Origin of the sequence: Pseudomonas lactucae, from assembly GCF_036688725.1 — a bacterium.
Taxonomy (GTDB): Bacteria; Pseudomonadota; Gammaproteobacteria; order Pseudomonadales; family Pseudomonadaceae; genus Aquipseudomonas; species Aquipseudomonas lactucae.
In genome coordinates this window covers 392405-404004 of sequence record NZ_JAQQPT010000001.1, presented here as the reverse complement: position 1 = coordinate 404004, position 11600 = coordinate 392405, and the positions used below count along the sequence as shown (strand labels likewise).

8 protein-coding genes are annotated in these 11600 nt (G+C 60.7%); 3 read left to right on the top strand and 5 right to left on the bottom strand.

From position 1 onward, the window contains the following. Together V6M90_RS01775 and V6M90_RS01770 are read left to right on the top strand one after the other, a co-directional pair. The coding region (locus tag V6M90_RS01775) for a beta strand repeat-containing protein (protein WP_332845986.1) at positions 1–4373 on the top strand (4373 nt) is incomplete at its 5' end. A gap of 124 nt (positions 4374–4497) precedes the next feature. Continuing rightward, positions 4498–4836, top strand: coding sequence for a hypothetical protein (locus V6M90_RS01770; RefSeq protein ID WP_003171083.1), 339 nt, complete (start codon positions 4498–4500; stop codon positions 4834–4836). Positions 4837–4891: 55 nt separating this feature from the next. On the opposite strand, the gene lapD is transcribed toward V6M90_RS01770, so the two are convergent. After that, positions 4892–6838 (bottom strand): cyclic di-GMP receptor LapD, encoded by a 1947-nt coding sequence (gene lapD / locus V6M90_RS01765; protein WP_003171084.1) that lies wholly within the window; start codon positions 6836–6838, stop codon positions 4892–4894. Positions 6839–6849: 11 nt separating this feature from the next. Continuing rightward, a complete protein-coding gene (gene lapG, locus V6M90_RS01760) occupies positions 6850–7566 on the bottom strand; it encodes a cysteine protease LapG (RefSeq protein ID WP_042945546.1) in 717 nt (238 codons plus the stop codon). 267 nt (positions 7567–7833) lie between these two features. Between lapG and bcsQ the strand changes: the two genes are divergently transcribed. Beyond that, positions 7834–8805 (top strand): cellulose biosynthesis protein BcsQ, encoded by a 972-nt coding sequence (gene bcsQ / locus V6M90_RS01755; RefSeq protein ID WP_332845985.1) that lies wholly within the window; start codon positions 7834–7836, stop codon positions 8803–8805. 228 nt (positions 8806–9033) lie between these two features. Here bcsQ and V6M90_RS01750 read toward each other — a convergent pair whose 3' ends face one another. Genes V6M90_RS01750 through V6M90_RS01740 form a run of 3 tightly spaced genes read right to left on the bottom strand, consistent with a single transcriptional unit; the run spans position 9034 to position 11583 of the window. Beyond that, positions 9034–10221 (bottom strand): methyltransferase, encoded by a 1188-nt coding sequence (locus V6M90_RS01750; RefSeq protein WP_332845984.1) that lies wholly within the window; start codon positions 10219–10221, stop codon positions 9034–9036. Further along, complete coding sequence (locus V6M90_RS01745; RefSeq protein WP_078731146.1) at positions 10202–10891, bottom strand: ABC transporter permease; 690 nt, start codon at positions 10889–10891, stop codon at positions 10202–10204. Before V6M90_RS01745 ends, V6M90_RS01750 begins: the two co-directional genes overlap by 20 nt. Next, positions 10891–11583 (bottom strand): ABC transporter permease, encoded by a 693-nt coding sequence (locus tag V6M90_RS01740; RefSeq protein ID WP_042944049.1) that lies wholly within the window; start codon positions 11581–11583, stop codon positions 10891–10893. The genes V6M90_RS01745 and V6M90_RS01740 overlap by 1 nt, the downstream gene beginning before the upstream one ends. Positions 11584–11600: the final 17 nt, after the last annotated feature.

Genomic DNA, 11600 nt, shown 5'->3' with positions numbered 1-11600 from the left:
CGGTCATCACCGTGGCTGCCAACACCATCGTCGAGAACACCGCGAAAGTCGGCACCGTTGCCGGTACCTTCACTGCGACCGACGAAGAAACCCCAGTTGCCAACCTGAAGGTTGCGTTCACCACAGGCGCTAACGCCGATGGTTACTACGTGATTTCCGGTACCAACGTAGTCCTGACGCAGAAAGGCGCCGACTGGGTCAACGCCGGTAATCAACTGCCGAAGATCGACCTGACCGTTACCGACACCGACAACGCCACCTCGCACGCTGATGCTCAGCCTGCCGTGACGCTGGTGAACGACATCCCGGTTATCACCGTGGCTGCCAACACCATCGTCGAGAACACCGCGAAAGTCGGCACCGTTGCCGGTACCTTCACCGCGTCCGACGAAGAGACCCCGGTTGCGAACCTGAAAGTTGCGTTCACCACAGGCGCTAACGCCGATGGTTACTACGTGATTTCCGGTACCAATGTGGTCCTCACGCAGAAGGGCGCCGATTGGGTCAACGCCGGCAATCAACTGCCGAAAATCGACCTGAGCGTTACCGACGCGGACAACGCCACTTCGCACAGCGAAGCGACGCCAACGGTCACCCTGGTCAACGACATCCCGGTCATCACCGTGGCTGCCAACACCCTTGTCGAGAACAGCGCCAAGGTGGGCACCGTTGCCGGTACCTTCACTGCGTCTGACGAAGAAACTCCGGTTGCGAACCTGAAAGTTGCGTTCACCACAGGCACTAACGTCGATGCTTACTACACCCTCTCGGGTACCAACGTAGTCCTGACGCAGAAAGGCGCCGATTGGGTCAACGCCGGCAATCAACTGCCGAAAATCGACCTGACCGTTACCGACGCCGACAACGCCACTTCGCACAACAGTGCCACGCCAACCGTAACCCTGGTCGACGACACCCCGACCGCCACCGGTAGCAGCATCCAGAGCAACGAAGACACCTCGGTCGAACTGGCCTGGGCAAACTTCGGTGTCAAGGATGAAGACTCCGCGAACCCGAAAGTGGTGTTCACCAGCCTGCCTGCCGGTTCCATCGAGTACAAAGTCAACGGCCAGTGGTTCGCGCTGACCTCGGCGGATCTGAAAACCGATACCTCGGCTGGTAAGTCGTTCAGCCAGGCTGACTTCGATAACCACAATGTGCGTTACACCCCGGCGGCCAACGAGTCGGGCGATAACAGCTTCGGCGGCACTGGCGTGGGTAACAAGCAGGGTGATTACACTGAGCTGAAGTTCCAGGCTACCGATGGCAACTCCTACAGCGACACCAAAACCATCACGGTGGATATCCACCCGGTGACGGATGTGCCGGTTGTGACCGTTGGCCAATTCAGCGCAGTGCCGACAGGGCTGGTCATTCAGACCTGGACCGGTGGCACGCTCGCTAAAGACCTGGGCACCAACGGTAACGGTGTTGCGCAGTCCAGCGACCTGATCAAGGTGATCGACGCCAAGACCGCCGCCAGCGCGGTCTCTACAGGTGTGATCAGCAGTGTCAGCAACGGTGGTGTGGCGGAGGGCACGGCGACCAAAGTCTCTGGCCTGATCTACCTCGAAGCCGGCAAGAGCTATACCTTCACCGGTACGGCTGACGACAGCCTGGCGATCACCGTGGGCGGCAAGTTGGTTGCTTCCGAAACCTGGAGCAAAGGCAGCGCGATTACCGGCTCGGCTTATACGCCGACCGAATCGGGTTACTACACCCTCGATATTTACCACTACAACCAGGCAGGCGGCGGTAACTACGACGTCAATCTGTCGATCAACAACGGCCCGTCGATGTCGCTGGGCAACAGCGGCGTGCAGACCTACACCAGCGTGGACGCGTTGAAAGCCGCCGGCGCGGTGCTGGGCGACAGCCACGTGGTCAATGGCGAAGGCTATTACACCGGCTACGTCTACAACCGTGGGCTGGAAGACACCGCCATCAAGGTCGCTCCGATCACCACCACGTTTGTCGACAACGACGGCTCCGAATCCCATAAGGTCGAAATCAGCGGCTTGCCAAAAGGCACCGTGATTACCGATGGCGCCACTGGCCACAGCTACACCTCCACCGGCACCACCGCGCTCTACGATGTCAGCAACTGGAACCTGAAAACCCTGACGGTCACGCCGTTCAAGGATTCGACCGCCAGCTTCGATATCACCGTCAAAGCGACGGCCAAAGAGTTGAGCACTGGGGTTGAAGAGGTTACGACCGGCAAAATCACCATCGTGGTCACCGCGGTCAACGACGCGCCGACCCTGGACCTCAGCACCGTCGACGGTGCCATTGCCACCGGCTACAACACCTCGTACACCGAGCGCAGCAACACCGGTGTGGCGATTGCCGGCAGCGTGGCCATCGCTGATGTCGACAGCACCCAGATGCAAAGTGCGACCATCACCCTGAAAAACGCCAGTGCGGGTGATCAGCTCAGCTCCAGCCTGGTGACCGTAGGCGGCACCTACAAAGGCATTACCCTGACCAGCGTCGGCACTGACGTCAGCGGCAAGATCGTGCTGACCCTGTCGGGTGCGGCGGATGCGGCTACGTATAAGGCGCTGCTTGAGTCGTTCCAGTACTCCAGCACCAGCAAGTATCCCGCCATCGGTGATCGCTCCATTGATGTCTCCGTGACTGACAACGAGGGTGGCAACAGCCTGAGTTCGTCCGTGGCAACGACCACCATCACGGTCAAGTCCCAGGTCTACAACACTGTCGCCGAAGGCGGCGCGGCGGCGGACACCATCGATCTGGGCACAAGCTCAGCCAATAACATCGTGGTGGGCGACAAGGGTGGTATCACCACGCCAGGCTCCAACTACAACATCGCCTTTGTCGTCGATACCTCGGGCAGTATCGGGTCGTCGGCGATGAACTCGATCAAAGGCCAGCTCTCCAGCATTTTCGACACGCTGATCGCTAACGCGAAGCTGACGGGGTCGGGTGTAGTGAAGGTGTTGCTGGTCGATTTCGATACCAAGGTCGAGTCGCTGGTGTCGGTCAACCTGGCGGACCAGGCCGCCGCCAAGGCCGCTCTGCAGGTCGTGTTGAATAACATGGCTTCCAACCCGAACGACATGACCAACTACCAGGACGCCTTCAATGCGGCAACGGCCTGGTTCAAGAGCACTGACGCCACCAGCAACATCGGCGCGAAAAACCTGACGTATTTCATTACCGACGGTGAGCCGAATGTCTACAACTATACGTATGCCAGCGTCAGCCTGGGGTCTGCCAGCTACTGGTGGGGCGGTAACGTCGACTTCGACAGCAAGGTCAACGGCAACACCTACACCTTGGGCCAGACCACCGCACTCACCGCAACCGTCTATGACCAGACACGGGTCATCGTCGACACTGACGGCAAGGTCTACTCGTATGACTCGTCCGGCACCCGGATCCTGCAAGGTTACGTCGTGTCCGACGGCCATGGTGGTTTCGACGTAGCGGGGGCTGCCAGCAGCAGTCGCTATGACTATGCGTTGGACAATGCCAAGGCGGCTTACACCGCGCTGACGACTTCGGTTCCAGGCGGCGTGGAAGTACAGGCCATCGGCCTGGGCAGCAACGTCGACAAAGACATGCTTCAGAAGTACTTCGATTCCGACAAGACCGTCAGCACCATCGATACCGCGAAGCTGGCGGACACCATCACCGGCCACACCGCCGATACCGGTGCAGACAACGTTTCCGGCGGCTCGGGCAACGACATCCTGTTCGGTGACCTGATCAGCTACAACGGCCAGGAAGGCAATGCCGCACTCAAGGCGTTCGCTGCCGAGAAGTTGTCCACCACGGTCGATCACATCGATGACCGTACGCTGCATCAGTACATCACCGAGCATGTGCAGGACATCGGTGCACTGGCCAGCGCGTCGAACATTTACGGTACCAAGGATGGCGGCGACACCCTGATCGGCAACGCCGGCGATGACATCCTGTTCGGCCAGGGCGGTAACGACACGCTCAACGGCGGTGCAGGCAACGACATCCTGGTGGGCGGCAGGGGCAATGACGTCCTCACCGGCGGCGCGGGTGCCGATACCTTTGTATGGCTCAAAGGCGACACCAACACCAGCGGTGGCTTTGATCGCATCACCGACTTCAAGCATGGCGAAGGTGACAAGCTGGACCTGTCCGACTTGCTGCAAGGCAACAACGACACCAACTTGTCCAGCTACTTGAAGTTGACCACCGACGCATCCGGCAACTCGACGCTGAGCGTGAGCAGCACCGGTTCGTTCACCGCCCAGGGCGGTACGGCCGATGTCACGATCAAGATCGATGGCGCCAACTGGGGCAGTGGCAGTACCGCGATCAACAACCTGATCGCCGGTGGCGACTTGACCGTCAAGCACCACGACTGATCACTCTGGCGGCGTCAATCTTTCGGGATTGGCGCTGCATGGGCATCAGCGTCAGGGAAATGTGTGTAATCTCTGTGGGAGCCGTGTGCGGCGCCTGCAGGGATTTTTTATTGGGAGAGGGCTGATGTTCTACGTGCAACGCGATCAACACAACGCTTTGGTTCGCGTCGAGGCGCAGGCCTTCGCCGGCGCCACCGAGACGCTACCGTCCGGCGATCATGAGATTCTGGCGTGGTTTGCCGACGATGCGGTCGATAGCAGCCTCAAACAGCTCAAGCAAAGCGACCTTGAGATGATTCGAGTGCTTGATGACTTGATCCAGGTGCTGATCACCAAGAACGTGATGAGCATCACTGACTTGCCGGCGGCGGCGCAGGCCAAGTTTTTGGAGCGTACCAAGGCGAGGGCGACGTTGGGCGGCTTGAGCGAGCTGATCAATGACGATGAAACCGGTTTGATCTGACACGGCACACCTCCTTCACGGCAAGACCGTCAGGGAGGCATGAGCGTTCAGTGCTTTACTGCCAGGGCGCCGGTTCGCCGACCAGTTGGCCTTGTACCCCTTCGATACCCATCTCGCGGATCACCCGCAACTCACCTTCGGTTTCCACGCGCTCGGCAATCAACGGCAGATCAATGCTGTGGGCGGCCCGCTGGATTGCCTCGATAAAAAAGCGCTTGTGGCTTTCCTGATCGATTGCACGGATGTAACTGCCGTCGACTTTGAGGTAGGCCAGGCCCAGGTTCGCCAGGTTGCCGATCATGCTGAAACGTCCGCCGAAACGCTGCAGGCCCAGGCTGTAGCCGAGGCTGCGCATGCGCCGGGTGAGGCGCTCCAGCTGGGTTTGCTCGGGCACTTGCTCTTCACCGATTTCCAGCGTCAGGCGCGGCCCCAGTGCCGGGTGTTGGGCCAGGCGTTCGAATACACGCTCCAACGCTTGCGGGTCGTTCAAGGTGGCGGCGGACAGGTTCAGCGCCACCGAGTGGTTGTGCTGTGTCAGGTGTTTGATCACCAGGTCGAGCATCAGTTGATCGAGCCGCGCGGTCCAGCCAAAGCGCTCCAGCCAGGGCAGGAACTGGCCCGCTGCAATGGTCTGGTCCTGGTTGTCGAGCAAGCGTGACAACACTTTGTAATGCAGCACCTGCCGGATGTCGCTGCTGCTGAGCACGGGTTGGAAAAACAAGCGGAAGCGACCTTGATTCAAGGCGTCGTCGAGCAAGGTATGCCAGCTGTGCGGGTCATCGCTGACCGTGCCAGGGACCCGGTGCTCCAGGCACACCCAGGTTTGACCTGCGCTGGCCTCGGCCTGGGTCAGCGCTTGGTCGGCCAGCATCAGCAGGTCTGCCGAGGCATCGCCGGGGTTGTACGGCGCAAGCCCGATGTAGGCCACGATCGGCATGTCGGTGGCGCCCGTTTCGTACAGGCTTTGCAGGGTGCTTTCCAGGGCCTGTGCCAGTTGCACCGCTTCGTCGCGTACCAGGCCAGGGGCGAGCACCGCGAACTCGCCGCCACGGCTGCGAGTGATCAGGTTTTGGGTCTCGGGATATTTGGCGCAGGTGCGCACCAGTTGCTGGCTGACGGCTTGCAGCAGTTGGTCGGTACGCTGCCCGCCAAGGCGCTGGTTGAGGCCGCTCAGATCGTTGACCCGCAACATCAGCAGGTAGCCTGAACTGGATTCTTCCAGATTGCTGACCCGGGAGTGCAGTTGCATCTCGAAATAGCGACGGTTGGCCAGGCCTGTCAGGCTGTCCTGATAGGACTCCACACGCAGCCGCTCGCTGCGCTCGGTCTGCTCATGGAACAGCGCCTTGAGCTTCTCCACCATCTGGTTCATGGCCTGCACCACCCGACGCAATTCGGGGGTGTGGGGCAGGTCAGGCAAGCTCAGGAACTCGCGACGGGCGATGGCGTGTGACTGCTCGACCATATAGTCCAGCGGCTTCAGTTGGCGGCGCAGCAACAGCGCGCCCAATATCGCGCTCACGGCACCGCAGGCCAACAGCCAGCCCAGGCTGCCCAATGCGCTGCGCCACAGCTTGGCCAGGGCAAACATCGGGTGACTGACCACTTCAACCCGCGCCGCCTGTTGCCAGCCGCGGCTGACAATGGCATCGCCGCCGGCCGGCTCCAGACCGATCATTTTCACGAACCAGGCCGGTACGCCGCTCGCGTCCGGCTCGGCGGCGCGTTCTACCAGAACCTGGTTATTGCTCAGGTCTATCACGCGGATGCTCGCGTAGTAGCCACTGTCAAAGATCGAACTGACCATCAGTTCGGTCATCGCCGGGTCATCGATGTTCGGGGTCAGCGACAGCGCCAGCGCGGTGGCTGCGTCCTGGGCGTGGGAGCGCAGTTGATTGACGTACTGCGTACGCGAGCTTTCCAGGCTGACCATGAAGCTACCGCTGAATGCGACCACCAGGAACACGCAGATAGCGATCAGCAATTGTTTGAACAGTGACATCGTAGCTCCTGTTAATTGTCCGAACTGGCCGGAAACCCTTCAGCGGTCATTTTTTTCAAGACATCCTGCCAGCGTGACAGGCGCTTGGTGTCACCGACTTTTTTATTGCCCGCCGCGCCGGTCAGCCACAGCCCCTCGCCGTTGAACGCATATACGGGCAGCAGGTCCGTGCGTTGGCTGGCCGGCAGAATGGGGTCCATCAGGCTGTCCAGCACCAGGGGCATGGCTTCTGGGCTTGCATAATACGTCAGCACCATATGCGCGCGGTTCTGGCGCAAGGCCTTGACGTAGGTGATGCGCAGCTTTTCGGCCGGCACACCCAAGTGTCGCAGGCTGAAGTATTTGGCGATGGCATAGTCTTCACAGTCGCCGGCGCCTTTCCAGAGGGATTGAATGGGGGTCGCCCAATAATCAATCTCGTGCCACAGATCGATGTCTTCTTCATAGTGCAGCTGACGGTTGAAGAACAAGTTGACCACTTTGAGCTGCTCGCTCTCGCTGACCTGCCTTTGTGTCGCCAGCAATTGTTGCCAGGCGTCGATGCGCTGACGACCGGGGCCGAGCGGTCCGTAAAGCGATTCGGCGCGGCGGCTGATCTGGCTGAAATCCCAATCGGCGAGCAAATCGCCCAGCAGGCCGCCACCCAGCAACAACGCGATGGCGACGCTGTACAGAATGCGCGGGAGTTTAAAGCGTATCGCCACTGCGATTACCAGAGCTTGCAGCATAGAAGGTGCGGCAATGGTGCGGTGATAGCCGGCAAAAAACAATGGCACGATGAAATCATCGGCGCTGGAAGTGCGTGAACTTAATCGTCAGTAAATTGGCTATTTTCCGCTCGTCCGAAACAGTTGTGGCTATTTCATCAAAATAATGACACATCCCCCCCGCTGTCACAGAATGTAGCGACCTGAGCGCCTACAAAAAGACTGCGGTAAATCCTTGTCTTACCGACCTTTGAGGTCTTTATCGGACGCCTCGAAGGAGTCCCGGCCATGAGTCGCACCGATGACCTGTTTGCCGTGTCCGGCCAGCGCGTCACCCGTGATCCCAGCGAGAAAAAAGCTCGACTGCACTTTTTCGGCACCCTCCCGTTTGATGATGGCACCCGCGCGAACCCAAAAAATGGTGTGCGCGCAGGGGGCCAGCCGTCCTGCGCCGATGACGCACCCCCGAGTCATCAACGGTTCGTGCTGCGCCCGACCGTGGTGGCGTTGATATCCATCAATGGCGGCGTTGGCCGCAGCACCCTCGCCACGGCGTTGAGCAGCGGCTTGCAGCGTCTTGGGGAGTCGGTGGTGGCATTGGACCTGGACCCACAAAACGCTTTGCGCCAGCACTTTGGGGTCGAACATGAGCGACTCGGCGTGGGTCGCAGCAGCCTGCTCAAGGCGCCGTGGACGACAGTTCTGCAAGCGGGCTTTTGCGGTTGCCAGGTGCTGCCTTTTGGGGATACCGATACCCGACAGAAGGAAAACCTGCAGCGCTGGCTCGCAGGCGAGCCCCAGTGGCTGGCGCGGCATCTGTCGGCGCTGGGGCTGAGTGAGGGGCATATGGTGATCGTCGATACGCCCGCGGGTAACAACGTCTATCTCAATCAAGCCCTCGGCGTGGCCGACATTGTGCTGGTGGTTGCCCAGCCGAATGCCGCCTGCCTCGGTACGTTGGATCAATTGGATGAGCTGCTGGCGCCTCATCTTGAGCGAGAGCGTGCGGCCCGTTGTCACTGGGTGATCAATCAGCTGGATGAAAGCTCGGCGTTTGACCTGGATATGCTCAAAGCCTTCACACTGCGCCGGGGCGAGTCTCCGTTGAAGGTTGTGCACCGCGATCCGGCGATCAGCGAGGCGCTGGCCTTTGCCACGGACCCGCTGGAACGCACGGCGCCAAGCCTGGCGGCAGACGATATCAACGACCTGTGCCGGTTGTTGATCAGCCGAAAACGCACCTTGCAAAGCGCGGTTTAGACGCTAACGCCAGATGCTTATGCACAATCGGATGGATGGGGCCGGCTCGAAACAGCCATTTGGCGGAGCCGTTCTCATCACCTCGCAACTGCCTGTTTTACGGGCGTTTTATTTTGTGAACAAAAAATGACCAGCGCCGCTTTTGCCGTGAAACGCAGATAGTTAAAGGTCTCGCAAAGAATCCATCAACAGAGTTATCCACAGGGCGGGGTGCGACAATTTTGCCCCTTAATCGCGCTCGGCAAGCACCATCAGGTTGCGCGGCGTCAGGGCGGGCTCGCAGAAACTGCCCACCTCAACCCTGTAGCCGCGCTCTGCCAGAAAGAGTGCCCGATCCAGCACCAGCCACAGCTCCAGCGGGCGCCGAAACAGACCACGCAGCAATTCCAGGTTTCTGACCTCGGCGAGGCGACGCCAACCGTCTGCCTCCAGTGTCGTCCAGTCCTGTTCACCTGTGGATAACCCTTTGAGGTGTGCCAATGCCTGGCAGTAGTCGGCGAAGGGTTTGTCCAGCCAGCTGGCGGGCAGGGAGGGCGTGGGCAGGTATTCATCGCGGCCACGTAACCGGCGTTGCAACTGATCGAAAGCCAGGCGACGGGCCATGGATCTGTCGCGCTGCAGGCGGACGCGTTTGCCGGCGGTGACGGTTTCGCTGAGGGGCAGGCCGAGATCGTCAAGCGACAGTTGCAGGGATGACGCGCGAGCCGCTTCGGACAGCGGCTGGTAGGCGTCTGCGCTGATGCGGTTGTAGCAGCAAGGGGCCAGCGCCAGTTGTTTGCAACCGGCGACGCTGGCCAGTTGCAGCAGGCGGGCGTGCAGGTCACCGCAGGCGTGCAGGGCGACCGGCGTGTGTTCGGAGCTGAGCGTCAGCGGCGCCATCACATCTTGCAGGCGATGGGTAGCGGGCAGTCGATGGTGGTCGCTCAAGGCTTGGCCGGCTGCGATCAGGGCCGGGTCGTGTTCCAGGCAGGTCAGTTGCTGGCCTGTGCCTAGCAGGCGCCGGCCAAGGTGGCCCTTGCCGGCGCACCAGTCCAGCCAATGGTTCGGCGTTTGCGCAAAGTGCAGGGCTGCGCCGAAGGCTTCGATCTGTTGCCATTTGCGCCCCGGTACGTCGACGTTCAGGCGGTGCGCGGCGGGTTGCAGGGGCTGGGCCGGTAACTTATCCACAGCACTGAGACGCACGGCCTCGGCGGCCAATGCCGGGAAAGGCGCGGGTGCGGGCAGTTGGTAAGGTTGGTTGTGGCTGGTTTCGGCCTCGGTCAAGGTGCGTTGGCGCAGCCATTGGGCGAGCTCAGGCAGCTCGCTTTCCCAAGGTAACCGTTGATGAGTAAAAGGCCGTGGTCGCCACAGCCTTTGATGCTCGATCAGGAACGCATCGAGCGCGGCAAAGCGCGCTTCAACGTCCCTGGCAGGCATCGACGCGCAGCCAGCGTTCCAACAGTTTGAAGCCCTGTACCAACAGGTAGGAGATCAGCAGGTAGAACACGCCGGCGGTGAAGAACATTTCCACGGTCAGGTAGTTGCGCGCAATGATCGTGCGGGCCATGCCGGTCAGTTCCAGCAGGGTCACGGTGCTTGCCAGCGAGCTGGCCTTGAGCATCAGGATCACTTCGTTGCTGTACGCCGGCAGCCCGATGCGCGCGGCGCGGGGCAGGATGATGTAGAGCAGCGTCTTGGGCCTGGACATGCCCAGCGCACGGGCTGCTTCGATTTCGCCAGGGGGAATGGCCTGGATGGCGCCCCGCAGGATCTCGGCGATATAGGCCGCGGTGTGCAGCGTCATGGTGGCAGTGGCACACCAGAACGGGTCGCGCAGGTACGTCCACATGAAGCTTGAGCGGATGCTGTCGAATTGCGCCAGGCCGTAGTAGACCAGGAACAGCTGCACCAGCAGCGGCGTGCCCCGAAAGAAAAAGATATAGGCGTAGGGCAGCGAGCGCACGTACCAGCGCTTGGACGAGCGCGCGATACCCAGTGGGATGGCCAGGATCAGGCCAAGAATCACGGCAATGCCCACCAGTTCCAGGGTCAGGATGGCGCCCTGGATAAACTTCGGCAGCCACTTGATGATGACTTCCCATTCCATTACGTCGTCCTCACGAAGCCGCGGGCGGCGCGTTTTTCCAGGAAGTGCATCGCCACCATCGACAGTGACGTCAGGCCCAGGTAAATGAGCGCGGCGACCATATAGAAGGTGAACGGCTGTTTGGTCACGGTGACGGCAATTTGCGCATGGCGCATGATTTCTTCGAGGCCGATCACCGTGACCAGTGCGGTGTCCTTCATCAGGATCAGGAACAGATTGCCCAGCCCTGGCAGGGCGATGCGCCACATCTGCGGCATGATCAACCGGGTAAAGATTCGCACCTTCGACAGGCCCAACGCCACGCCGGCTTCGCGGTGGCCTTTGGGGATGGAGATGATCGCGCCGCGCAGTACTTCTGTGGCGTAGGCGCCGAAACACAGGCCCAGCGCGATCACGCCAGCGGCGAAGGCGCTGAGCGAGAGGTCGGGGATGTCGAGCAGTTCACCCAGCCCGCGCATGGCGTTGATGGTGCCGAAGTAAATCAACAACACCCACAACAGCTCCGGCACGCCGCGAACGATGGTCGAATACGTGCCGCCCAGCCATTGCAGCGGCTTGTACGGCGAAGTCTTGGCCAAGGCGCCGGCCAGGCCCAATACCAGCCCCAGGCACAGGGCCGTGAGCGCCAGTTTGACGGTCATCAGCGCGCCGGCGGCAAGCGCGGGGCCGAATCCGTAGAGATCGAAATTCATGGTGTTTTCATATCGCG

What these genes read in the sequence shown, in the direction of transcription:
- V6M90_RS01770 (WP_003171083.1), top strand. Translation starts at nt 4,498, where the DNA reads ATGTTCTACGTGCAACGCGATCAACACAACGCTTTGGTTCGCGTCGAG.
- lapD (WP_003171084.1), bottom strand. Translation starts at nt 6,838, where the DNA reads ATGTCACTGTTCAAACAATTGCTGATCGCTATCTGCGTGTTCCTGGTG.
- lapG (WP_042945546.1), bottom strand. Translation starts at nt 7,566, where the DNA reads ATGCTGCAAGCTCTGGTAATCGCAGTGGCGATACGCTTTAAACTCCCG.
- bcsQ (WP_332845985.1), top strand. Translation starts at nt 7,834, where the DNA reads ATGAGTCGCACCGATGACCTGTTTGCCGTGTCCGGCCAGCGCGTCACC.
- V6M90_RS01750 (WP_332845984.1), bottom strand. Translation starts at nt 10,221, where the DNA reads ATGCCTGCCAGGGACGTTGAAGCGCGCTTTGCCGCGCTCGATGCGTTC.
- V6M90_RS01745 (WP_078731146.1), bottom strand. Translation starts at nt 10,891, where the DNA reads ATGGAATGGGAAGTCATCATCAAGTGGCTGCCGAAGTTTATCCAGGGC.
- V6M90_RS01740 (WP_042944049.1), bottom strand. Translation starts at nt 11,583, where the DNA reads ATGAATTTCGATCTCTACGGATTCGGCCCCGCGCTTGCCGCCGGCGCG.